The following is a 24858-nucleotide window of genomic DNA, read 5'->3' on the forward strand; positions in this document are numbered from 1 at the left end:
ATGACCAAGATGAATATGCTCCAGGCCATCAACAATGCCCTGGATACAGCCATGGCGGCCGATGACAAAGTGTTGTGTTTCGGTGAAGACGTGGGCGTTTTTGGCGGCGTGTTCCGCGCTACCAGTAATCTTCAACAGAAATACGGCAAGTCCCGCTGTTTCAACACACCGCTGGTGGAACAGGGCATCATCGGTTTTGCCAACGGTCTGGCCGCCCAGGGCTCTGTGCCGGTGGCGGAAATCCAGTTTGCCGACTACATCTTCCCGGCCTTCGATCAGATCGTGAACGAATCGGCAAAATACCGCTATCGCTCCGGCAACCTCTTTAACGTTGCTGGTCTGACCATTCGTGCACCCTACGGTGGTGGCATTGCCGGCGGCCTTTACCATTCGCAATCTCCGGAAGCCTATTTTGCCCATACCCCGGGCCTCAAAATCGTGGTGCCCCGCAACCCCCATCAGGCCAAGGGCTTGCTGTTGGCTGCCATCCACGACCCCAACCCGGTACTGTTCTTTGAACCCAAGCGCCTGTACCGCGCGTCTGTGGGCGAGGTGCCAGATGAAGATTATCGCCTGCCTCTGGGTGAAGCCGAGATCACCAAGGAAGGCACTGACGTGACCATTCTTGGCTGGGGCGCCCAGATGGACGTGATAGACCAGGCGGTTGAGCGCGCTGAAAAGGAAGGCATTTCCTGCGAGGTGATTGACCTCCGGTCGATCCTGCCCTGGGATGTGGAAACCGTGGCCAATTCCGTGCTCAAAACCGGGCGCCTTGTGATTACCCACGAAGCTCCTCTCACTGGCGGCTTTGCCGGCGAAATTGCAGCGACCATTCAGGAGCGCTGCTTCCTGTACCTGGAATCTCCCATTGCGCGGGTAACCGGGATGGACACCCCCTTCCCGCTGGTGCTTGAGAAGGAGCACCTGCCGAATCACCTGAAGGTCTACGAGGCCATCAGGGAAAGCGTGGAATTCTAGGCGGATATCAGGACAGGAGAACAAGCATGAGTGATTTTATTCTGCCCGATATCGGCGAAGGTATCGTGGAATGTGAACTGGTCAAATGGCTGGTAGCCGAAGGCGACGTCATCGAGGAAGACCAGCCGGTGGCCGAAGTGATGACTGACAAGGCGCTGGTGGAAATTCCTGCCCCCTACAAGGGCCGGGTTACCCGTCTCTATTACCAGGAAGGCGATATCGCGAAGGTGCATGCGCCACTGTTCGAGTTGGTGGATGAGAGTGGCGAGGCCGGGGCGCCGGCACCAGCAAGCGCTGAAGAGTCGCCGCAGGTAGATGCTGCCCCGGAAGCTGTAGCCAAAGCGGAACCCTTACAAAGCGGGGACGATAACGCGACTGAAGACTTTATTTTGCCCGACATCGGTGAAGGGATTGTCGAGTGCGAGGTGGTTGAATGGCGCGTCGCCGAGGGCGACGAAATCGAAGAAGATCAGCCGGTGGTGGACGTGATGACCGATAAGGCCATGGTTGAGATCACCGCCCCCAAGGCCGGCCGAATCACCAAGCTCTACCACGAGCAGCAATCCATGGCGCGGGTGCATTCACCGCTGTTTGCCTTCATCCCGCGGGATCGTGAAGAGGCTCCTCAGCCAAAGAGTGAATCCAGGCCGTCGGCGGACGCCGCGCCCACAAAAGCGACACCGGTGGCAACCGGCACCCGGGCCCGGATTCCAGCAAGCCCGGCGGTCCGTCGGTTGGTGCGCGAGCACGAGCTGAACCTGGGCGACATTGCCGGTTCCGGCAAGGATGGCCGGGTGCTTAAGGCAGATGTTCTGGCGCATTTGGAACAGCCCAAATCAGAGCCCAGCGCCACCGAACGTCAGGTTGACCCCGGCACGGCGCCTCGCCGCCACGCCGAAGGTGATCAGCAAGTCCGCGTGGAACCGATCAAAGGCATGAAAACGGCCATGGCCAAGGCGATGGTTCAGTCGGCAACCACCATCCCTCACTTTATCTACAGTGAGGATATTGATGTAACCGACTTGCTCATGCTGCGGGAACAGCTGAAGCCGGAGGCTGAAGCCAAAGGCACCCGGCTAACGCTCATGCCATTCTTCATGAAGGCCATGGCTCTGGCTGTTCAGGAATACCCGGTATTGAACAGTCAGTTAAACGAGGACGTGACCGAAATCCACTACCTGCCCCACTGCAACATTGGCATGGCGGTAGATGGCAAAGCTGGCCTGGTGGTGCCCAACGTCAAGCACGTTGAACAGCTCACGCTGCTGGGGATCGCCGAGGAAATCGCCCGGTTGACTGAGGCCGCCCGTTCCGGACGTGTCAGCCAGGATGATCTCAAAGGCGGCACCATCACCATTTCCAATATCGGCGCATTGGGCGGCACCTACGCTGCGCCCATCATCAACGCACCGGAAGTGGCGATTGTGGCGCTGGGCCGCACCCAGAAGCTACCGCGTTTCGATGCCAATGGTCAGGTGGTTGAGCGGGCGATCATGACGATCAGCTGGGCCGGCGATCACCGCATTATTGACGGCGGCACCATCGCGCGGTTCTGCAACCTCTGGAAGAGCTATCTGGAGTCGCCCCAGACCATGCTGTTGCATATGGGCTAACGGGCTGTGATGGAGCAGGAAAAGCATCTTCAGCAATTCTATATACCGGAAGAGCAGTCGATCTACCTGCTCAGCCACGATGATGCCAAGAAGCTCAAGGACTGGGTGGCGCTTTGCGTTGCCCAGCTCCGCCAACTGGGTTACCGGGATGTTGAACTGATTGGCAAGGGTGCCTATGGCTTTGTGTTTGCCGGCCGCTTTCCTGGTCTGGATACGCCGGGGCCGGAACATGTGTTCAAGTTCACCCGCATCAACCTGCCCCAGCACCTCCAGGATCGTCTGGAAGACGAAGCCTTCATTCTGGAGCAGGTGCACCACCCCAGAGTACCGCGACTGATCGCCTTCCAGCGCGCCAACAACCAACCTATCCTGGTCATGGAGCGCGCTGCAGGGCTCAACCTGGAAGAGGTCTCCCTGCAGGAAGGCCGCCTGAAACCCCGGCTTATTATTCGAATTGCCGATCAACTGGCGGATATCCTGCGCTGCCTGCGCCGGGAAAACGGGCCCGCCGGCCGCCCCATTGTTCACGGCGACATCAAACCGTCCAATCTGGTGTTTGATGCCCGTACCGAGAACATCGCGCTGATTGACTGGGGGTCCTCGGTGTTCGCCCAGCTGGATGCCAATCAACAGTTCGTCACCGCCAATGTGATGGAACTGATGTCGGATAACCTGCAGCAAACCAATGCCAGACTGGGCGATGTCTATTTTATCGGCGAGGAGCAGCTGAACGGCGGGCTCTCCTCGCCCCGCTTTGATGAACAGGGGGCTGCCGGAACCCTGTATGCCCTCGCCTCTGCCCAATCCTGTCGGTTTGGGCACCGGGCGATTCCAGCTGCGTCTCTGGGGCTTCCCATGGAATTTGCCCGAATGCTTGATGGCATGCTGTCGCCCGACCCGGAGACTCGCCGCAAGGCTGGTGATTACTACTTGCGGGAAATGCCCCGAATGGCCCGCACGGTGATGATTGACCTTCCGGCACGGCCGACCACTCCGCAGGTGCCGGTATGGGTGCGGGCGTCCGGGCAGGAAATTGATACCGTGGTATACAGTTCCCGGAAGTCGTTTTTGCGGGAGGAAGGTGCCCCGGAGACCCTGAGTGATGTGAACGACGTCCAACTCGACCGCTACTACAAGAACTTCATGCAGGGCATGGGGGAAACCGAGAAAGCGTTTCTGGCGGCGGTCAGTCGGCTCGGGCGCTACCCTGTGGAAGGAGGCCTGGCGGTACGCTGGGAAACCGACGGTATCTATATCGATACCTCTCTGAACCTGCATGATCCGACGTTGAAATCGGCCTTTGTCCAGGCCGTCAATAACATGGTGTACCTGGCCCAGGCCATCTACCGCAAAGGGATATTCAAAAGCTGCCTGTTCAACGCCCGTAACACCCTGCACATTGATCGTGAAGATCAGGGCCAGCCGTTTCTGGTCTCCCCCGGCATGAATCTACACTACGAAGTGAGCGCAGCGCCGGAAGTGGAAGATGAAAGCCGCGTGCATTCCTATTTTGAGGATGGCCCCGACCCGGAAGAATTCCTGGTATTACCCGAGACGATTATCCGGGCACTGGAACGGTTGAACGACATTCACCACACCGGCATGATCATCTTCGAAGCCCTGCCCCGGCACCTGAAGATCCACAGCCATTACCGGCTGCTGGACCCCGAGCGGGAACCGGAATTCCGGACGCTGCTGGACGAGATCCTGTCTGCGGTGGAGCAAATCACCGGGCTTGGCGTGTCCGGATATATGAAGATGCCCTACAAAGACACCCGGTTCTTTCCGCACATCGAGCGGCTGCCCGACCGGTACTACCCTCGAAACCCGCGAGCCGAGAGCGTTAATTGACCGCCCGGAAAAGCTGGCGCCGGGCGCGAACCACATCCGCCATAATCGACAGGGCAATCTCGGCCGGTGTCTTGCTGCCGATATCCACCCCCACGGGCATATGAATACGCTGAATCTCGGCCTCAGTGAGCCCGCCACTGCGTTTCAACCGTTCCGCCCGGGCTTTTGAAGTGCGCATTGAGCCCATGACACCGATATAGCCCGCTGGCGTTTTGACCGCGGCCATCATCGCCAGATCATCGATCCTTGGATCGTGCGTGGTGGCCACTACGGCCGTCGAGGGGGCGCAGGCACCGTCTTTGCCAAGGTATACGGAGGGCAGTTGGGGAATAAACTCGACACCTTCGGGCAAATTGTGGGTGCCGGCGATGTCTTCCCGTGGGTCGCAAAGCACCACCTCATAACCCAGACCCAGAGCAAACCGGGCGCAGGCGTCCGCTACGGTTGAATATCCGGCCAGAATCAATCGCGCGACGGGTGCGACGACAATCTTTATGGTCTCGCTACCCTGCTCCCAAATGACCCGGCTACCGTGATCATCGACAGGGTGGAGACTGACGTTGCCACCAGCCAGGCCTACTTCCCGCTCCAAAGCTTCACCACTTGAAAGCCGTTGCAGCAGCGTCCGCAGCTGATCGACAAAATGTGACTCCGGAGATCGCTTTTCCACCAGTACTTCCAATGCGCCTCCACAGGGCAGCTTCACCTTTGGATTGCGGTTTTCCTCGCTGTCGCCACCATATCTAATAACAACGGATGGCAAGGTATATTCCCCCTGCACCAGTCGATCCAGGAAATCCTCTTCAACACAGCCGCCGGACAATGACCCAACATGCGCTCCGTCGGCTTTCGCTACCATCATCGCTCCGGGTTCCCGGGGGGAAGAGCCGAACGTGGACAGCACGGTGCACAGCCAGATCGTCTGCCCTTGCTCCAGCCAGTCAATGGCCTGCTGTATAACGCGATAATCGAGATTCTGCATGCTTGCTCTACCAAAACTGCCGGGGACGCCCTGCCCGTTCTGTGCCTGATGGGTTGTGACAATACCAGCAACCTCCGCAACATCCTACGGGCACCTTGCGCCAACTTGTTAACCACTTCATAGGCGCAACTATTAATCCCTGATACCGTGAAGACACTCGGTAACAATATGTAAACAACAATACCAAAGAGCCTCTGGAGGGATTCGCCATGAAACGCTCACCGTTGCAGGGACGCCGCAAAACCGCCGCGCAAAGTCTGGCCGTTGTCTCAAGCATTGCCATCTGTGGCTGGGCCCAGGCAGCCTCTCCCACTCATACCGTCTTTGCTGCGGAAAATGCGCTTTATGGGTCCGGTTACGATATCGGCACGGCCGACGGCTGGATAGACGCCAAGCTGCGAACTGCCATTCGTCAGTATCAGTCCGATCGCCCAGAGCTCTCGGCAAGCGGAAATCTGGATTCAGCCACGCTCAAATCCCTTGGTGTTGAGGCGGCTCCGGCCCTAACGATCCAGAGCAATTCTGTGGCTTCCCGGTCTGCGGCACGTGGTCAACTTGGAATTACCGCAAAAGTCCCGTCACCCGCCCGTTCCGTTGCCGCTGTCGCACCAGAGCCCAAGCCGGAGCCAATTCCCGAAGCTCAGGAACCTGAACCGGAAACTGTCGAGCCAGAGATCGTGGATGCCGCAGAACCGCGAGAGATTCAGGTTGCGGCCCTGGAGACAGCAGCGCAATCGGTCCCAGCAGAAGAATCTGAAACCGGTCCGGATGAAAGCCAAACAGAACAGCGTGTTACAGAGCTTTCTTCATCCGTTGCCGAAAGCAGTCAAGCGCCAGTCACCGCAGATCAGGACTCGGCAGAAGTTGTCGAGGTGGTCACTGGTGATAACGAAGAGCTGATCGCCCAACTGCCCACCGAGCCTACCGCAGCGGGCCCGGACGAGCCGCTCGTTGTTGAAGAAGAACCGGAACCCGTGATTGTTGATGCGCCAGTGGCAAACGCCAGCGAGCCGGTTGCCAATCAGGAAGCCCAGGCAGAACCGCGCCCCCAGAGCAGCGGCGGTTTCTTCTCCTGGCTGTTTGATTTCTTTTTCGGCTGGATAGCCTGATCTGATCTTAAAGGCGGCAGGCTCAGTCCTGCCGCTTCATGCGCTCCACATCGGCTTTCGCATCTCTCAGGAAGGATTCAACCGTCTCGCCGGGCAGCAGCAACTGCTGTTCAATCATTGAATCCCGCCAGTCTGATTCTTCAAAGATGCAGCGATATTCATTGGGAAATTCTACATACAGGCGCTTGAAGTACTCCCGCGCGAGCACCTTGTTGGGTTCCTTGCGGCGCGACTGCAACACCGCCATGTTGTACAGGGCACCGGCCCGGATATGATCCGGCTGACTTTCATCCTGATAGATCTTATCCAGTCGGCCCAGCACCTCATTCAAACCGGTTAACCGGTATTCCTTGAGAATCTCCGCCGCAGACTCCATTACCCGGTCTTCCCCGTGCCTGCACGGAGAGTTGGCGTGGTCTTCGACGTACTGATCCACCGCCCGCTCCACTTCATGGCGGTGCTTGTGGTCCTGTTTCTGCTCATACACAAAGCCGGTGCCCACGCCGGTGGCAATGGTGCCCGGCATACAACCGCTGACCAGGCCCGCGCCCAGCGCGATTGCGCTCGCCAGCCACACAGCTTTAAGAGATTGCGTGTTTGTCATCTGGTCATCCCTGATGGAGTGGAATACGTAGGTTACAATTGAACTGTGCTGAGTTACACAAGGTAACTGTCCTGCCGCGGCAGAACCGTGATCCTTGTTCTAAAACTGAAAAGGAGTGAACGAATGGCCAATACCAAAGCATACGCCGCCACTGCACCGGATTCCGGCTTGGCCCCCTACGCCATTGATCGCCGGGAACTCCGTGCTGACGACGTAGCGATCGAGATCGACTACTGCGGTGTCTGCCACAGCGACCTCCACACCGTTGAAAATGATTGGGGTGGCTCAAAATATCCGGTCATTCCGGGCCATGAAATTGTTGGCCGGGTTACCGCCGTTGGGCCAGAGGTCAGTCACTTCAAAGCCGGCGACCTGGTGGGCGTGGGCTGCATGGTAGACAGCTGTCGCAGTTGCTCCGCCTGCGACTCCGGCCTGGAGCAGTACTGTATTGAAGGCTCCACCATGACCTACGGTAGCCTGGACCGCCACGATGGCTCGGTCACTCACGGCGGCTATTCCGAGCGGATTGTTGTCAGCGAACGCTTTGTTGTTCGGGTGCCGGAAAAACTCGACCCGGCCAGTGCGGCGCCCATTCTGTGTGCAGGCATCACCACCTATTCACCCCTAAAGCATTTCAAGGTCGGAAAAGGCCACAAGGTAGGCGTGCTGGGGATGGGCGGTCTCGGCCACATGGGCGTGAAATTCGCCAAGGCGCTGGGTGCCGAAGTCACTATCTTTACCCGTTCTGAAGCCAAGGTGGCGGAAGCGAAGAAGCAGGGTGCGGACCACGTCATCATTTCCACCGACAAGGAACAGATGAAAGCCGCCGCAGATTCCTTCGATTTTCTGCTCGACACCATTCCTGTAGCCCACGACCTCAACCCGTACCTGAAGTGTCTGAAGTACGACGGCACACATATTCTCGTGGGTTTGCTCACCCCAATTGAACCCGCCCTTCAGGCCGGCCTGCTGGTGACCAAGCGCCGCGTGGTAGCCGGCTCTCTCATTGGCGGAATGCCGGAAACGCAGGAGGTTCTGGATTTCTGTGCGGAGCACGACATCACCTGTGATATCGAGATGCTGGATATCCGGAACATCAACGAAGCCTACGTGCGCATGAAGAAAGGCGATGTGAAGTACCGCTTCGTCATTGATATGAAAACGTTGAAAGAAGGCTAATCTCCCACCCCTTGCCCGGGCGCCCAATGTGTCGCCCGGGCAGTCTTTGACAATCCGCTAATAACCAATCCGGTTGCAAAGGTTTAGCATGGGTCTATCGTTACCCTATAAACCCTTGGAAATTGTCCATGACCTTTGCACGCATTGCCGGAACCGGTTCCTATCTGCCGGATAACATCGTTACCAATCGCGACCTGGAACAGAAGGTGGAGACCTCTGATCAGTGGATCCGCGAACGCACTGGTATCGAACAGCGGCATATTGCCCTGCCCGGACAAAGCACGGTAGATCTTGCTGAACAGGCGGCCCTGAACGCCATTGAGGCCGCCGGCATTGAAGCCACGGATATTGATCTGATTGTTTTTGCCACCACCACGCCGGACAAGGTGTTCCCCAGTTGCGCCTGTATCCTGCAGGCCCGGCTCGGCATTCAGGGCTGCCCCGCCTTTGATATTCAGGCCGTCTGCAGCGGTTTCGTCTATGCGCTGGCCACTGCCGAGAAGTTCATCCGTACCGGTTCAAGCAAAAAAGCGCTGGTGATCGGCGCGGAGGTATTCTCCCGCATCCTTAACTGGGAAGACCGTACCACCTGCGTGCTTTTTGGCGACGGCGCCGGCGCTGTTGTGCTGGAGGCCAGTGAGGAGACCGGTATTCTGTCTACACACCTGCACGCCGATGGACGGTATGAAGAGTTGCTGCACGTCCCCTGTGGCATCGCCAACGATTTTGATGCGGTAAAGGCCGGCCAGGCGTTTGTGGAAATGAAAGGCAATGAAGTCTTCAAGGTGGCAGTGAACACGCTCGGCCGGATTGTCGATGAAACCCTGGAGGCCAACCAGATGCAGAAATCCGAGATCGACTGGCTGGTTCCTCATCAGGCCAACCTGCGGATTATCGCTGCCACGGCGCGCAAACTGGACATGCCCATGGATCAGGTAGTGGTGACCGTCAATCGCCACGGCAACACGTCGGCGGCATCCATCCCGTTGGCGCTTGATGAAGCCGTCCGCGATGGTCGAATCCAGCGTGGGCAGGTTGTGTTGCTGGAAGCCTTTGGCGGCGGCTTCACCTGGGGCTCGGCACTGCTACGCTATTAATTGCCGACTCTCATATGCCAAACAAGCCTTTGAATATTTATTTTTAATATTTTTCGTTCTTAAAACCTTTTGTTAGATTGCTCCTCAGATTAGAACCATCATTCTGAGGAGCTCGTCATGAAGCAACTGTTCAAGGGAATCGCGCTCGGCGCCGCCCTGCTCTCCGCCCAACCGGTACTGGCTGCAGACCGGGAGCTGCTCAACACCTCTTACGACATCGCCCGCGAACTGTTCGCTGCCTACAACGAAGAGTTTAAAAAGCACTGGCAGGAAAAGACCGGTGAAACGGTCGAAATCAAACAGTCCCACGCAGGTTCATCCAAGCAGGCGCAGGCCATTATCCAGGGCCTGAAAGCCGATGTTGCAACGTTTAACCAGGTGACCGACATCGACATCCTGCACCAGCGCGGTCGTCTGATTCCTGAAGACTGGGCCGATCGCCTGCCGAACAACAGCTCGCCTTATTACTCAACCATGGCGTTCCTGGTACGCGAGGGTAACCCGAAGAATATCGAGAACTGGGACGATCTTGTTCGCGAAGACGTTCAACTGGTGATGCCGAACCCTAAGACCTCTGGAAACGGCCGTTACACCTACCTTGCCGCTCTGGGCTACGCCCAGGACCAGTTTGGCGACGATCAGGAAAAAATTGATCAGTTCATGGCGGACCTGCTCGGTCAGGTACGCGTTTTTGACAGCGGCGGTCGTGGTGCCACCACCACATTCGTTGAGCGCGGCATTGGCGATGTCCTGCTGACCTTCGAGTCGGAGGTTCTGAACATTGCAGACCGTTTCGAGAACGGTGAATACGTGGCTGTCACGCCGAAGGTAAGCTTCCTGGCTGAATTCCCGGTGACGTGGATTGACGACTACGTTGAACAGAATGGCACCGCCGAGCTGGCCAAGGAGTACCTGGAGCACCTCTATACCGAAGACTCCCAGCGCCTGCTGGCAGGCTTCAACTACCGTGTTCACAACGACGCCGTGAAAGCCGAGAATGCCGATCGCTTCCCGGAACTGAAACTGCTGTCCATCGAAGAGATTGCCGGTGGCTGGGAAAACGCCATGAGTACCCATTTCAGCAGTGGCGGCAAGCTGGACCAGTTGCAGCGGCGCCGGTAAGAGCAAGCCATGCCCACCTCCGCTCAAGCAGGCGTCGCCCCCGTGCGGCGCCTTGGTCGTCGAAACAAACGGGTATTGCCGGGATTCGGTCTGAGCCTCGGCATTTCGCTGTTTTTTGTCAGCCTGGTTTTGCTGCTGCCGATGACCGGGCTGGTCGTTGAAACCTCCGGCATGACCTGGGACCAGTTCTGGTTCACCATCACCGATCCGCGCGTGGTGGAGTCCTACAAGGTTACCTTATGGACGGCCCTTGCAGCGTCACTGTTCAATGGCCTGTTCGGGTTGCTGTTGGCCTGGGTGCTGGTTCGCTATGAGTTTCCGGGCAAGCGCATTGTCGACGCCGTGGTCGACCTGCCCTTTGCCTTGCCAACTGCTGTCGCCGGCATCACCCTGGCAACGCTGTTTTCCCAGAATGGCTGGTACGGCCAATGGCTGGCCAAAATCGGTGTGGAGGTTGCATTTACACCCCTGGGCATCGTTGTAGCCATGGCATTTACCAGCATCCCGTTTGTGGTGCGTACGGTGCAGCCAGTGCTTGAGGAGCTGTCGCCAGCCGATGAAGAAGCCGCTGTTAGCCTGGGGGCATCTGACGGGCGTGTGTTCCGCAAAGTTATCTTTCCTTCGCTGTGGCCAGCCCTGGTGACCGGAATCGCCCTGTCTTTCACCCGCAGCCTGGGCGAATTTGGTGCGATTATCTTTATCGCCGGCAACACGCCCTACGTCAGCGAAGTCACCAGCCTGATGATCTTCATCCGTCTGCAGGAGTATGACTACGCGGCCGCCAGTGCCATTGCCTCGCTGGTATTGCTGGCGTCGCTGATTCTGCTGTTCTCCATCAACCTCTGGCAGGGTCGCTACCTGCGCAGGCTGGAGGGTCGATAGATGGCTGCGCAAAACCGCCGTATTGGTGACCAACCCTGGGTGCGCCGCAGCCTGATCGGGCTGGCCCTCGCAATTACTCTGATCATGCTGGTGATTCCCGTAGTGGTGATCTTTACGCAGGCGCTGAGCACAGGCTGGAGCGCTTTTGCCGGCAATGTCCTGGATGAATACACCCTGGATGCCATCGGCCTGACTTTGTTTGTGGCCGCACTCACGGTGCCGCTTAACCTGGTTTTCGGGACAGCCCTCGCCTGGTCTGTTACTCGGTTCCGTTTTCCCGGGCGCAAGCTGTTGATCACCCTGATCGATATTCCATTTGCGGTATCACCGGTTGTTGCCGGTCTGCTGTACCTGCTGCTCTATGGCCGGAACGGCTGGCTGGGCAGTTGGCTGAGCAACTACGACGTTCAGTTGATGTTCTCCTGGCCCGGCATCGTGATGGTCACCGTATTCGTAACCTGTCCGTTTGTGGCCAGGGAGCTGATCCCCTTGATGCAGCAACAAGGCAGCGAGGAGGAAGAAGCCGGCGTGGTGCTGGGCGCTTCCGGCTGGCGGATCTTTCGCAAGATCACGCTGCCTAATATCAAGTGGGCGTTGATCTACGGTGTGGTATTGACCAACGCCCGCGCAGTGGGCGAATTCGGTGCGGTCTCGGTGGTATCCGGCAATGTTCGCGGAGAAACCAACACCTTACCGCTGCATGTTGAACTGCTTTATCAGGATTACAACATTGTCGGGGCCTTTGCCAGCGCTTCGCTGCTGGCGGGTATCGCCATCCTGACACTGATTGCAAAGGCATTCGTCGAATGGCGTCAGTCCCGAGCTGAACACGCGACGCCCGAAGAAGGAGGTGCGTGACATGAGTATCACCATTGACCAGATCAACAAGAACTTCGGCGGCTTCCAGGCGCTGAAGAATGTTTCTCTGGATATCCCCGAAGGCCAGCTCACTGCCCTTCTCGGCCCCTCTGGTTCGGGCAAAACCACCTTGCTCCGGATTATTGCCGGGCTGGAGTCGTCAGATTCCGGCCGGATCCTGTTCGGTGGTGACGATGTCAGCCAGCTACACGTTCGCGACCGCAACATCGGGTTTGTGTTTCAGCATTACGCCCTGTTCCGGCACCTGACTGTTGCCGAGAACATCGCGTTCGGCCTGGAGTCGCTCCCAAAAAAGCAGCGCCCCTCAAAGCAGGAGATCCGCCAACGGGTGGCCAAGCTGCTGGAAATGATTCAGTTGCCGGAACTGGCCAAACGCTATCCGGCACAGCTATCTGGTGGGCAGAAACAGCGTGTTGCTCTGGCTCGCGCGCTGGCAACTCAGCCTCGTATTCTGCTGCTGGATGAGCCCTTCGGCGCCCTGGATGCCAAAGTCCGAAAGGATTTGCGCCGCTGGCTTCGCGCGTTACACGACGAGTACCACTTCACCAGCATTTTCGTGACCCACGATCAGGAAGAAGCGTTGGAGCTGTCAGACCAGGTGGTGGTTATGAGCCAGGGTCAGGTGGAACAGGTGAATTCACCGACTGGACTGTATGCCCGGCCAGAAAGCCGGTTCGTCTTCGACTTCCTGGGCCACGTCAACGTGTTGTCGGGCTTGGTGAAAGGTCAGAAACTGGTTCAGGGCGATGCTTGGGTATCCCTGCCGGGGATTCGTCAGGATCAGGAAGCCCAGCTCTATCTGCGCCCCCACGAAGTTCAGCTGTCCCGATCCCCCGCGGCCAAGGCCCGCCTGCCCCTGCGCATTGAAGCCATCAGCCTGATCGGCTCGGAAGTGCGTATTGAACTTGCCCCGGAAGGCTGGCAGAGCGATGAAATCTGGGAAATCGGCATGAGCCATGCGGAGTTTGCGCGCCAGAACCCCACCCGTGGTGAACTCTGGTACGCGGTACCCGACGTTGGCCACCTCTTTGTCGCCAACAGCGTTCAGCCGAGCACGATCGACTGGCAATACACCGAGGCAGCCAACGCCAGCAATATGTAATCGGCGGTCAGGTGGTTACCCACCTGCCGTCGTCGTAACGCAGCGTTTGGTCGCCCTCCACTCGGTGCAACCAGAGCCAGCGGTTTTCCACCAGAGCCCGGACATCGGCGTTACCCCGGATTACCGCTTCAATACGTTCCGCCGGTGCATCGACCACCACCGCAAGGCGCATTGGCTCATGGCGCCAGTGCTCACCGTCGAATACTGACTGCAACGGAAGTCCGATCTTGAGATCGACACCATTCCCCTCGACGACACCCAGGTTGCCGCCAACCACCGAGTGCAGCAGTTTGTTGCCGGCACCGAAGATATCCGGCCTGGCAACGGAACCGAAATACTGCAGATTAATCCAGTTTGCCACCACCATGGGCGCAGACATCAGCAGGGTCAGAACCTCTCCGGACGGGTCCTGCGACGGATCATAGTCGTGCAGGAAGCAGCGCCCTCCGAGATCCAGTGAGCGAGTAAGTGAACGCGGGCCGATCACCATCCCGGCATTGTTGGCCAGGCCCCACTCAGGCCGCACTTCCGCCCAGTTGCGAGTCCGGCGTTTGAGTTCGGCAAGCAGGTCATCATCGGTCTTGCCATTAAGCCCAAGACTGGTGGCTCTTTCTCTGCGACAGGCCTGGCCAGCAGCCTCAAGCTTCTCAACCAGCGTATTAAATACCCGCTGATGGCTGTCGGGCACCTGGTCCCGCCCGTAAATGGTTATTCTGTCCGTGATCGTGCAATGCTCAGCCGCCAGGGCAATGGTGCTCTCGGGCATAACAATGCCACGCTCTGCCAGGCCCGCCCTCACCTGCCGGTCATTCAGCAGCTCGGCAGCCACTCTGGCATTTACCCCTCCATTTTTGCCGCCACAGGCTCCGCAGGCCAGACCAGCTTCGTTGGGGTTGTTGTCCGTATGGGCACCATGGCCCACCAGCAACAACACGCTGGCGAAGCCTTTGGTCAGGGACATCGCCCGCAAAAGCCCTTCCGCCAGATTTACCCGCTCAGGATCTGACAAAGGATAGCCGTCCACGCAGTGGTGGAGCCTGCCGGGTTCCACCGCCTCTGCTTTTGCAGAGTTTCTGTTCAGGCTGTCGCGAACCAGCTTCCAGGCCCAGGCAAGGCCAGTGGTTTCCACCAGTGTGAATGTAGACAGGCTGGAGTATTTGGCCCGGCGTACGGACTCCCGAACCTGTTCGCGGCTGTCCAGTTTCCGGTCCAGCTCCCGGTCTTCTGACGGACTGCCCAGGGTTTCCGAGTACCGATACACCGGCGCCAGCAGTCCCGGCAGCCGGGCTTCGTCATCGGTTGGACCATGCCTGTGATGAACAATGGGCATGCCGAAAAAGCCCGCCACGCCAAGCGTTCTGATTTCAGGGTATACCTTCTCCAGCTGTCGACGAATGACTTCGGACCTTACGTCTATGCAGAAGGCGGCCTGCACTTCCGCCACAGGATCCGGTTCCGCCAGCGAGCTCCGCTCACTGGAGCGGATATCGTCAAGGAAACGGGACTGCCAGGCCAGCTCATAGGCCCGATGCCATATCCAGAGTGCCTGTTCATTAGCGGAGGCCGGCGCCAGATCGAACGCATTGACGTAACGATTCTGCCAGCTCTCACGCTCTGCCTCAGTCATATTGATCAGCGCATGGGCCTCATGAATGAGCCAGATGGTCGCCAATTGCGCGCAGAAGTGTTCGGTACCGCTTTCATGAGGATCGCCCAGTGCTGCTCGCCAGTCCACACCTCTGCACCAGGATGCCCAGCCCAGCAAATGGCCGAGCAGGTGGTGGATCACCAGGGGCAGTTGGCGGCTGCTGTAAGGCAACTCACGGGCTACCGTTGCAGCCGCTTCCTGCCAGTCAGGCTTCAGCAACATTTCCACGCTGGCTTTCCGGGCCAGAGAGCGTCCGGACTGACTAAGCCAGAACTGATACAGATCCTGTTTTGTACCAGAAACCCGCCAGCGATTCTGACGCAGGTCGAAGTAGCGCGCACAGGCGCGGCCGATCTCTTCCCGGACCTCCTCGAGGGACGGTTCCTGTTGACCACGGCGGGTGTAACCAAGAGCCGACACAAACCCGGGCTGATTTGATGCCGCCCCGGAAAGCTGGGCCAGGAGCGCCTGGCTATCATCTTTCAAACCCGCTTCGCGGGCAGCTTCCTCAAGGTGCGGACGCTGAATACGACCGCCATCCCAGGCTTCCCGGTAGAAAGCCGGAGGCATCAACAACCCTGCCCCGAACAGGTTGTCCAGTTCTCGGGAAACCTTTTCGACAGGTCCAGTCCTGCTGCCCCACCAGGGGTTAACTGCGATCCAGCGATCTAACGGCCAGATGGGCGCAATTCGTTCGCAGGCTTCATTAACAAGCTCCGGAATGACCTGTTCACAGGAAGCAGAATACGTAACAGGTGCGTTCATGATCTTTCTCCAGTCAGAGCCCCGTGCCGCAATCGGATGTCGGCCGGTTTACCGTGGGCATTGAGCCAGGTTTGTGCCCAGCGGCGGGTAAGCTTTTCGAAAGGCTTGTCGAGATAGAGTCCTTGGCTGAAGTGCCAGTGGAGCTTCTGCGCCACCACGCCCTGCGGGCGGGCGAATAGCACCAGCGACAACATAAACAGCACGGCCAGAATTACCCAGGCGAACCACTCAGCACCAACCGGCAAGGCTGTGTGCGCGGTCTGAGGCAAAGCGGTGCTCAGCAGCCAGTTAAGCACCCCGTACAGGGGGACCAGGGTAACGGCCAGCAGCAACACGACGACACGGGCGCCTTTTTGGCTTGCTCCCGGTGTACCCAGAACGGCAGCGCCAACGGCGAACACCAGCAAGGCCGCCAGTACCGGCTTGTGGGCCACCAGTTGTGGGGCCTGCCACAGCAGGGCGGCGGCCAGACCAGAGGCCAGCAGTGCGAGACCGGCTTGCGACTTGCTGATTTGCTCTGAAAACGCAATCCGGGAGACTTTGACGGTACGGCCAACGGCCAGGAACGAGTGCGCCTTGTACAGGGAGTGAGCCAGCAGGTGCAGTAGTGCCAGCGTGTAGGCGCCCAGCGCAATCTCGAACAGCATGAAGCCCATCTGGGCATTCGTGGACCAGACCAGGCCATGTTTCGCTGAATTCTGGGTCATCATGGTGAACACGGCGACGATGGCGGTTGCCCCGCCAACAACCAGCAGGATCATGTGCCCTGCCGTGAAGCCTTCAAACACCGGGAACAGTCGCAGCCAAAGGAAACCGCCCAGGTTGACTACGCCCGCATGCAGAAGTGCTGACACAGGGGTGGGAGCTTCCATCACCCGGATCAGCCAACCGTGGAACGGTAGCTGGGCACATTTGAGCGCAGCAGCCACCGCCAGCAAAACAGAAGCGATGGTAAGCGACTGGGATTCACGGCCCAGGTCTTCGCCCAAAGCATAGATTTCAGGGATGCGGAAGCTGCCGTAGTGATTCCAGATTAACAGTACGGCTGCCAGAATGGCGGCATCGCCAAGCCGGCTGGCAATAAATTTCTGAGCTGCCGCGAGGCGAGCCTGTGGCCTTTCCGCATACAGCGTCAGGAGCTGGTGCAATGAGAGGCTTACACCCACCCAGGCCCCAGCCAGCACCAGCAGGTGATCGGTAAACACCAGCACCAGTACACTGACCACTGTAGTGAGGAACCAGGGCAAAAACGCATTATAAGCCGGGTCGCCACGCAGGTAGTCCCGGGTATAACGAAGAATGACCCAGGCAATGAAACAGACCATCAGAGCCATCCATACCGCCAGACCGTCCGGGTACAACCCCAGTCGAATGCCGAGCTCCGGCAGACCGGTATCAAACACCAGCCGGTCAAACAACAGGACTGCACCAATGGTGGCAGTTGCCAGCAGCAACAGCCTGAAACCGCTTTCCGCCAGGCGCCAGCAATGAGCCAGTTTGAGAGGGTTTTTCGTCCAGTTGGCGAATCCAGCCAGCGCCAGCAGGGCAACAGGCAGGGCCAGCCAGGCCATCAACAGCACGAGCGAAGCAGTCGTGGTAAGTGTTGTCATGTTGGGCTCCTTCAGGTTCACGCCTACTTTGCCGTTAATGCACTCATACATAAAATGGTTTATAAAGATCAAATCGTTCACTTTTAAAGAACAGACAAGAGACCACCATGCGTCTGAACTACCATCACCTCTACTATTTCTGGACTGTGGCTCGAACCGGACACCTCACCCGGGCAGCCGAATCACTGCATATCTCACAGTCCGCATTGTCCGGCCAGATACGAAAGCTGGAGGAAAGCCTTGGCTACGATCTTTTTGTCCGGGAGGGGCGGCGACTGCGACTATCGGAGGCCGGGCGGGTAGCCTTTACCTACGCTGAGGAGATTTTCCGCCAGGGGGAGGAACTGGAGGCGCTGTTTCGTACCGGGCGTCAGGCCAACCGGGAAACTCTGAAAGTCGGTGCGGTCGCAACCCTCTCCAGAAACTTTCAGGAAGGCTTCCTGCGGCCCCTGCTGGGACGAAAAGATCTGGAGCTCAAGCTGCAAAGCGGGAGCCTTGACGACCTTCTTCGCCGTTTATCAGCGCACCGACTCGATCTGATTCTGTCGAATCAGCCAGTACAAGGTGACGAAGAAACGCCCTGGCGCTCACGCCGTATAGCCCGCCAGTCGGTCAGCGTAATCGGGCCACCGGGCAGCCAGGATGCCCCCGGGTTTCCCGATATTCTGCGCGACCGACCTCTGATTCTGCCCGGGCCTGACAACAACATCCGGCAGGCCTTCGATCAGCTCTGTGATCACCACCACATTCACCCTGTAATCATCGCTGAAGTAGACGACATGGCCATGATGCGTTTGCTGACCCGGGACAGCGGGCACTACGCCATACTGCCGCCGGTGGTGGTCCGGGATGAGTTGAGAAACGGCGAGTTGAAAGACTACGGCGCCCTGCCCGGCGTATTCGAGGAGTTTTACGCCATTCGTATCCGGCGCCAGTTTGAGTCGCCGGTATTGCGGGAGTTGATGGCTCAGAAAGCCGAGGAGTTACTGACCTTTTCGGACAATCAATCTGGTTGATTCGGCCTATGTATTACACAAACAGGCCGTTATAGTCGTTGGTGTACAACAATAACAAGGATTATCCATGGCCCACGCTCGCACCCGAAAACCCTCTGTTCTGATTATCGGTACCGGATTCGGCGGAATCGGTATGGCCATCAAACTCAAACAGGCAGGATTTACGGACCTGACTCTGCTGGAAAAAGCAGGCGGTGTGGGCGGAACCTGGCGCGACAACACATACCCCGGTGCGGCCTGCGATGTTCAGTCCCACCTCTACTCCTACTCGTTCGAGCCCAAACACGACTGGAGCCGGAAATTCGGAGCTCAGCCTGAAATCCTCGAATACATGAAATCCTGTGTTCGCAAATACCAACTGGAGCCTCACATCCAGTTCAATCAGGCGGTAACGTCCGCAACATTTGACGATCACAGCAACCGTTGGCATGTCTTGACTGAAACCGGCGACACATTCAGCGCCGACGTGTTAATCACCGCCACTGGCCAGTTGAACCGGCCAGCCATGCCGAACATTCCGGGGCTCGAGACCTTCCGGGGCACCTGCTTTCATTCCGCCCAATGGCAGCACCATACCGAGCTTCACAACAAGCGCGTTGCGGTGATAGGAACCGGCGCCAGCGCGATTCAGTTTGTGCCGGAAATTACGCCACTGGTCGGGCAACTGGACCTTTACCAGCGTTCGGCCGCCTGGGTATTGCCCAAGCCGGACCGGCCGTTTCACCGGTTTGAGCAAACACTGTTTAAAAAGCTGCCACTGTGGGACCGCCTCTACCGGGGCCTAATTTACTGGAAGAACGAGTCCCGGGCTCTGGCATTCACCCGTTTCTCGTGGATTCTGGATCTGTTCGCCCATCAGGCCCGAAAAGAAGCCCGCCGCTGGGTAACAGACCCGGATAAACTCCACCATTTGATCCCCGATTACCGCATTGGCTGCAAGCGAATCCTGATCTCCAACGACTGGTACCGAGCGGTCAATCAGCCCCACGCCAACCTGCTCACAGACGGCATCGCCCGAATAGATGAGACCGGGATTGTGTCTGAAACAGGCGAGCACCGGCCTGCCGACATCATCATCTTCGGTACTGGCTTCCGGGCCAGCGAGTTTCTTTCGCCCATCCACATTGCCGGCCGTGAGGGTCTGACGCTGAATGACGCATGGACCAACGGTAGCAAAGCCTTCAAAGGCATCTCGGTCAGTGGATTCCCCAATCTCTTCATGCTCTATGGCCCGAATACCAACCTGGCGCACAATTCGATTCTGTTCATGCTCGAATCTCAGTACCGGTACGTGTTAAGTGCCCTGGACGCCCTCTCCCGCTATCCCGGCGCGGCCATGGATGTGCGGGAGGATCGCCAGAGCCGATACTGCCAGGTGGTCCAGCGCGGCCTGGAAGGCAGTGTATGGGATGCTGGCTGCAGCTCCTGGTATCTGGACGAGCATGGGCGAAACACCGTGAACTGGCCCGGCTTCACCTTCAGTTACCGGTTTGCGACCCGGTCAGTGGATACCGCCGACTACCAGTTTCTTGACCCGGTGAACGCCTGAGCCCGGCAGCACGGAACCGCCCCGCCGAGGTTTCTCATGAGTTTTAAGCCAGGGTTGAATCAGGCACTTAAACATAGGATGATTGGATCACCATATAGAGGGATGATCCATTATGCTAACACCAATCCGCAAAGGGTCGCTGGTCGAAACCGCCATTGACAGTCTCCGGAAAACGATTGAGAGCGGGGAATGGCCGGTAGGTACTCGCTTACCCGTTGAGGCAGAGCTCTCGGAGGCTTTAGGGATCAGTCGCAATACAATCCGCGAAGCCGTAAGGGTTCTGGTGCACGTTGGCATGCTGGAAACCCGACAGGGAGACGGGACCTACGTGCGCGCAAACAGGGACGCCGGAGAAACACTTAGGAGAATTGCCCGAAGCCGACTGGCAGAACAGATTGAGGTCCGGATTACGCTGGAGACGGAAGCGGCGCGCCTGGCAGCGACGCGCCGCAACGAAGCGGATCTTAAAGCCATGACCGAGGCCCTGGATGCGCGAGCGGCGGCCGGAGAGGTCATTGCCGAACGTATACGGCACGACGAGCGGTTTCATCACTCGTTGGTACGAGCATCTCACAATTCTGCGCTGATTGAGCTCTACGACTATTTCTCTCACGCGGTCAGCCAGACCATCGAGCGAACCGAAATGGATTCAGACCTCCCGGAACCCAGCCAGGAAGCCCACGAACTGCTGTTGGCAGCCATTCGCCGGAAAGATGCCGATAAAGCGGAGGCACTGTCGAGGGCGCTTCTGACACCAAGCCTCAATGCCCTCAGTGGTATGGAGTAAGCTGTGAAATTCCGGATAGACACCTTTACCCTGCTGTTACTTGGCGCCATTGTTCTCGCCTCGTTCCTGCCGGTGACGGGACAGGCGGCAGAAGCGCTCGGCACCGCAGGCACCATCGCAGTGGCCTTACTGTTTTTCTTTCATGGCGCAGCCCTGTCCAGACAGCAGATCATCGACGGCGCCACCCATTGGCGGCTGCACATCCTGATTACCGCCCTCACCTTCGTGTTTTTCCCCCTTGCCGTACTGCCGGTCAATGAGCTGAACACTATTGCGCCCGAGTGGATGCCCAAAGACCTGGGGCTGGGTTTTCTGTATCTGGGCGTACTTCCATCCGCTGTATCTTCTTCGATTGCCTACACCGCCATGGCCCGGGGCAACGTACCGGCTGCCATCTGCAGTGCGGCCGCATCTAATGTGTTCGGCATGATGCTGACACCGTTTCTGTTGCTGCTCCTGGTATCCACCTCGGGCGCCGGAGAGTTCTCGGTTGCCGAGGCACTGAAAGACATCGTGCTTCAGCTACTGCTGCCATTTGCGGTTGGCCATGCCCTGCGCCCCTGGCTCGGCGGCTACCTGTCACGCAATGAGTCACTGATGGCACGCTATGACCAGTGTGTGATCTGGATCATCGTATACTCCGCCTTCTCTCACTCCGTGGTTAGCGGGTTGTGGCAGAACCTTCCGGTACAGGCCATCGTCCTGGCGATTCTGATCTGCTTCGGCTTGTTGGGGCTGTTTATGCTGATCGCTCGATTGATGGTGAGAAAGCTGGGGTTCAGTCTGGAGGATGAAGCCGCGGTGGTTTTCTGTGGTTCGAAGAAGAGCCTGGCATCTGGATTGCCGATGGCCAAAGTGCTGTTCTCTGGCCATCCGGGGTTTGGCATGATCGTGTTGCCGATTATGTGCTACAACCAGATCCAGGTGATTGTCGGGGCCATTCTTGCGCAGAAGTATCGTGAGAAAATTCAACAGGCAAAATCAGCCCCCGCCCATGCCTCCGAAAATGGTTGCCAGAATCGCTAAACCCACAATCCAGCCAATAACCGCCGGCCAGAAATTGACCATCTGTGGAGGCTGGTCGGCGGAATCGCTTTCCCCCTCCCCCATGCCTCGGCCAGATAGCATATCCGACTCCGGGTAAGTCCGTGGATCCGGTTCTTCAACAACATCTTTCAGGCTGAACCACTCGAACCAGTCCCCCAGAAAGCGCGCGACCGGAGCCGGAAGCGCGCCGTTTTCTGCCAGCGGGCGAACCTGGGGCTCCAACTGGCGACCAATCTCCCGGCGAACATCAACACGATCTGCCGGGGGTTCACACAGGATGGCCTTCCAGATAGCAACGTCCTGCTGGCGGTAATTATCGTTCATCAACGCCCTGATCTGGATAATGACTTCCCGGGTAACCTGGGCCTCTTCGGGCGTCAGCGCCCGGGAATCAGCGTCTTCATAGCGGAGTTGTCCGGAATCATTGTCTGTCGGGCTTGATGACGGGCCCCCGTCCGGCGCATTGGCCGTCGATTGGGGCTCCGCGCCACCGGTCGCTTCACGGTAGGCCCGCTCCAGGGCTTGAGCCTCATCGCCTGACGCAAACTTCAACTGACGCTCGTAGGCCTGGCGTATCCGATCCTGGTCGCCCGTCGGCTCAATTCCGAGAAGATCCCAACAGTTCATACAACAGCAACTCCGATAATGGAAAATCTGTATTCTTTATAGAGACAAACGAGGCTCTCTCACTTAGGATTAGTTGAGAACCATAACAATATTTTCATCTCGGCAAATTATAGAACGACACACATGGCCATTACGAATTACCTGTTTGCAAAGCAACGCTCTCTTCATCGCTTGCAAGGACGCATATGGTTGTCGGTTTCTCTCTCTGCGGCCCTGAGCGGGACGGCATTACCCGGCACCGCACAAACTCTCGATTCCGGTTTCGAGGACAGTATTCCCGGCTTGAACGCCGCGATACCGGAAGTGCTGACCACCACCAGACTGCGGCAGCCCAAAACCCGAGTGCCCGGCAGTACGACGGTGATTGCCGGAGACCTGATTCGGGACCTGGGTATCAGAAGCCTGTATGAAGTCTTCCGGCTGGTGCCAGGCATGGTGGTGAACTTTGTTGGCAGCCATCAGCCCGTGGTTACCTACCACGGCACAGTCCACTACGAACAGCGGAGAATGCAGGTTCTGGTAGACGGCCGGACGGCTCACCGGGCAACCCTGTCCGACATGGACTGGGAAACCATGCCTGTGCCCCTCGAGCTGATCGAGCGCATTGAGGTTGCCAGAGGACCGAATTCGGCCGCCTATGGTATCAACGCATTTCTGGGCACCATCAACATCATTACTCGGGATCCTGCGGACAGCGCCAACCTGGAAACGACGGTCACCAGTGGCTCCAGAGGCTACCTGCGCACGTTTGCCTCCACCGGCAATGCGGATTCGAGTTACGACTGGCGCCTGAGTTTCGAGAGACGCAAGTTCGACGGATTTGATTATCAGGTCGATGACGATGAACGCTTCCCGTTCAATGATGGCCACGATATCAACTCTTTTATCTACGATTCTCGACTGACATTTACGCCGGGGACTAACCTGGAACTTCAGGGCGGCGTGGTCGATGGCACCAAATACCAGGACAAGGACAAAAGCGGCGAACTCAATCCGCTGGACCATCCGGACATCGACGTGCGGGACTACTATCTGCAAAGCAAGCTCAACCATAGTTTCTCAAGCGAGCATTTCATCCACTTGCAGGCCAGCGTTGAGAACTTTGACCGGCGCCAGGAATATGCCATCAGTTTCCCGGACAGCACGGTGGAATGCCTCCGAAACAACACTCCATTGTACGAGTACACGTACACGGCCGGCGGGCGGGAACGGCGCTGTTTCATATCCCAGGGCGGTCCCGACGCTTTTGCAGTAGTGGATGCAGATTCCGAAGATACCCGGATTGAACTGGAAGCTCAGGATACGCTGATTGTCAGCGACAGCCTGAAACTGGTTTCCGGCGCGGGTTTCCGTAAAGATATCTTCCGTTCAGAAACCTACTTCAACGGGCGCGGAAACAACTATCAGTCCCGCTTGTTCGGCAACCTGGAATACAGTCCCTGGCAATGGGTCACCTTTAATGCCGGCGGCAACTGGGAGCGAACCAGCACCACAGGCGACAGCTATTTCTCTCCCCGCGCAGCCGCAAACTTCGTGGTGAACAATAACCACGCCCTGAGGTTTGTGTTCTCCCAGGCTGTCAGAACTCCTGATGGCTTTGAACAAAGCCCTGACTGGGGATACACCCTGCGTAATGTCAGACCGGCAATCTATTCTGACCTTGATGGTCGCCGCGTCACGATTGAGGACGCCGCCCAGGAAACAGGTATCCTCACACTGGGTAACGATCTTGAGGAGGAGACCATAACCTCTCACGAAATCAGCTACTTCGGGCAGTTTCCTCTGGATCAAGCGTTGTTCTCGCTTGAAGTCAGAGGCTTTCGCGATGAGCTCAGAGACATGATCAGTGGCGTTATCCAGCTCAAGGAGTGGACGCTGGAAAACAACGTGGCCGTTGACCAGAAGGGCTTTGAGGTTGAAGCCAGCCTCGATTTTCCCGGCACCCTGCTTCGAGCAAGCTACGGTTATCTTGATCAGGAGACCTGGTATACCGGCGCGCCGATTCTGGAATCTGACGGCACGGTAAACGAAAACGAGCAGCGCTACATGACCGAACTGCTGGAGCGGATGTCTGTCCGGCACTCGGGTAGCCTGGCGATTATTCAGGATCTTCCCGCAGGCTTTAAGTGGTCTGGTGCATTTTACTGGGCCGACGAATTCAACACCCGGTTTGAACGCTTTGATACCCGGTTGGTGAAACAGATATTCCAGCCCCGTTATACGGCTGAAATCGCGCTATCCATGCAACATTACCTGAACCGGGAACCTGAGCTAAGCTCAGACAACAACATCGAAGATCATAACCAGTTTTTTGTTGAAGCCGGTATTCGCTTTTGACGGTGTGCAGGGCAGGAAACTAAACAGTCAATGGAATGGGCCAGCTGTCAGACGATGCTCAACCCTAACGGTAA

The 24858-nt window shown here is 57.8% G+C and carries 20 protein-coding genes; 15 read left to right on the forward strand and 5 right to left on the reverse strand.

All coding sequences use genetic code 11. The annotated features are described in order from the left end of the window. Genes OZ656_RS10945 through OZ656_RS10955 form a run of 3 tightly spaced genes read left to right on the forward strand, consistent with a single transcriptional unit; the run spans position 1 to position 4442 of the window. Positions 1–978 carry an alpha-ketoacid dehydrogenase subunit beta gene (locus OZ656_RS10945; RefSeq protein WP_011784873.1) on the forward strand — a complete coding sequence of 326 codons (978 nt, stop codon included), beginning with the start codon at positions 1–3 and terminating at the stop codon, positions 976–978. A gap of 26 nt (positions 979–1004) precedes the next feature. Continuing rightward, positions 1005–2591 (forward strand): dihydrolipoyllysine-residue acetyltransferase, encoded by a 1587-nt coding sequence (locus OZ656_RS10950; RefSeq protein WP_011784872.1) that lies wholly within the window; start codon positions 1005–1007, stop codon positions 2589–2591. Between the two features lie 9 nt (positions 2592–2600). Further along, positions 2601–4442 (forward strand): protein kinase, encoded by a 1842-nt coding sequence (locus OZ656_RS10955; RefSeq protein WP_011784871.1) that lies wholly within the window; start codon positions 2601–2603, stop codon positions 4440–4442. Here the strand turns inward: OZ656_RS10955 and OZ656_RS10960 are convergent. Further along, positions 4435–5424 carry an XdhC family protein gene (locus OZ656_RS10960; RefSeq protein ID WP_011784870.1) on the reverse strand — a complete coding sequence of 330 codons (990 nt, stop codon included), beginning with the start codon at positions 5422–5424 and terminating at the stop codon, positions 4435–4437. The genes OZ656_RS10955 and OZ656_RS10960 overlap by 8 nt on opposite strands. A gap of 209 nt (positions 5425–5633) precedes the next feature. On the opposite strand from OZ656_RS10960, the gene OZ656_RS10965 reads away from it, so the two are divergent. Further along, positions 5634–6533: a peptidoglycan-binding domain-containing protein gene (locus tag OZ656_RS10965; protein WP_278349974.1), complete on the forward strand. Its 900-nt coding sequence runs from the start codon at positions 5634–5636 to the stop codon at positions 6531–6533. 22 nt (positions 6534–6555) lie between these two features. On the opposite strand, the gene OZ656_RS10970 is transcribed toward OZ656_RS10965, so the two are convergent. After that, entirely contained in the window at positions 6556–7137 is a 582-nt protein-coding gene (locus tag OZ656_RS10970) for a hypothetical protein (protein ID WP_011784868.1), read from the reverse strand. Between the two features lie 123 nt (positions 7138–7260). On the opposite strand from OZ656_RS10970, the gene OZ656_RS10975 reads away from it, so the two are divergent. The 6 genes from OZ656_RS10975 to OZ656_RS11000 all read left to right on the forward strand — a co-directional run bounded on the left by OZ656_RS10975 (position 7261) and on the right by OZ656_RS11000 (position 13398). After that, positions 7261–8316 (forward strand): NAD(P)-dependent alcohol dehydrogenase, encoded by a 1056-nt coding sequence (locus tag OZ656_RS10975; RefSeq protein WP_011784867.1) that lies wholly within the window; start codon positions 7261–7263, stop codon positions 8314–8316. A 128-nt stretch (positions 8317–8444) separates the two neighbouring features. Then, a complete protein-coding gene (locus tag OZ656_RS10980) occupies positions 8445–9413 on the forward strand; it encodes a beta-ketoacyl-ACP synthase III (protein WP_011784866.1) in 969 nt (322 codons plus the stop codon). 117 nt (positions 9414–9530) lie between these two features. Next, positions 9531–10535 (forward strand): thiosulfate ABC transporter substrate-binding protein CysP, encoded by a 1005-nt coding sequence (gene cysP / locus OZ656_RS10985; protein WP_011784865.1) that lies wholly within the window; start codon positions 9531–9533, stop codon positions 10533–10535. 9 nt (positions 10536–10544) lie between these two features. Next, complete coding sequence (gene cysT / locus OZ656_RS10990) at positions 10545–11417, forward strand: sulfate/thiosulfate ABC transporter permease CysT (RefSeq protein ID WP_011784864.1); 873 nt, start codon at positions 10545–10547, stop codon at positions 11415–11417. After that, positions 11418–12275: a sulfate ABC transporter permease subunit CysW gene (gene cysW / locus OZ656_RS10995; protein ID WP_011784863.1), complete on the forward strand. Its 858-nt coding sequence runs from the start codon at positions 11418–11420 to the stop codon at positions 12273–12275. It abuts the gene before it with no gap. A gap of 1 nt (position 12276) precedes the next feature. Then, entirely contained in the window at positions 12277–13398 is a 1122-nt protein-coding gene (locus OZ656_RS11000; RefSeq protein ID WP_011784862.1) for a sulfate/molybdate ABC transporter ATP-binding protein, read from the forward strand. 7 nt (positions 13399–13405) lie between these two features. Here OZ656_RS11000 and OZ656_RS11005 read toward each other — a convergent pair whose 3' ends face one another. Continuing rightward, entirely contained in the window at positions 13406–15811 is a 2406-nt protein-coding gene (locus OZ656_RS11005) for a YbcC family protein (RefSeq protein WP_278349975.1), read from the reverse strand. Next, positions 15808–17421, reverse strand: coding sequence for an NADH-quinone oxidoreductase subunit L (locus OZ656_RS11010; protein ID WP_041656279.1), 1614 nt, complete (start codon positions 17419–17421; stop codon positions 15808–15810). Before OZ656_RS11010 ends, OZ656_RS11005 begins: the two co-directional genes overlap by 4 nt. Positions 17422–17528: 107 nt before the next feature. On the opposite strand from OZ656_RS11010, the gene OZ656_RS11015 reads away from it, so the two are divergent. The 4 genes from OZ656_RS11015 (at position 17529) to OZ656_RS11030 (ending at position 21799) form a co-directional block, all read left to right on the forward strand. Beyond that, positions 17529–18437: a LysR family transcriptional regulator gene (locus OZ656_RS11015; RefSeq protein WP_011784859.1), complete on the forward strand. Its 909-nt coding sequence runs from the start codon at positions 17529–17531 to the stop codon at positions 18435–18437. A gap of 67 nt (positions 18438–18504) precedes the next feature. Then, the gene (locus OZ656_RS11020; RefSeq protein WP_278349976.1) at positions 18505–19986 is read left to right on the forward strand and encodes an NAD(P)/FAD-dependent oxidoreductase; all 1482 of its coding nucleotides are present in this window, start codon (positions 18505–18507) and stop codon (positions 19984–19986) included. Between the two features lie 112 nt (positions 19987–20098). Next, positions 20099–20773, forward strand: coding sequence for a FadR/GntR family transcriptional regulator (locus tag OZ656_RS11025; RefSeq protein WP_278349977.1), 675 nt, complete (start codon positions 20099–20101; stop codon positions 20771–20773). Positions 20774–20776: 3 nt separating this feature from the next. After that, positions 20777–21799: a bile acid:sodium symporter family protein gene (locus tag OZ656_RS11030; RefSeq protein ID WP_011784856.1), complete on the forward strand. Its 1023-nt coding sequence runs from the start codon at positions 20777–20779 to the stop codon at positions 21797–21799. On the opposite strand, the gene OZ656_RS11035 is transcribed toward OZ656_RS11030, so the two are convergent. Then, a complete protein-coding gene (locus OZ656_RS11035; protein WP_278349978.1) occupies positions 21755–22447 on the reverse strand; it encodes a J domain-containing protein in 693 nt (230 codons plus the stop codon). The genes OZ656_RS11030 and OZ656_RS11035 overlap by 45 nt on opposite strands. 123 nt (positions 22448–22570) lie before the next feature. Between OZ656_RS11035 and OZ656_RS11040 the strand changes: the two genes are divergently transcribed. Further along, a complete protein-coding gene (locus OZ656_RS11040) occupies positions 22571–24784 on the forward strand; it encodes a TonB-dependent siderophore receptor (protein WP_011784854.1) in 2214 nt (737 codons plus the stop codon). Positions 24785–24858 lie beyond the last annotated feature (74 nt).

The organism is Marinobacter sp. LM1 (assembly GCF_042763285.1).
GTDB lineage: Bacteria > Pseudomonadota > Gammaproteobacteria > Pseudomonadales > Oleiphilaceae > Marinobacter > Marinobacter nauticus.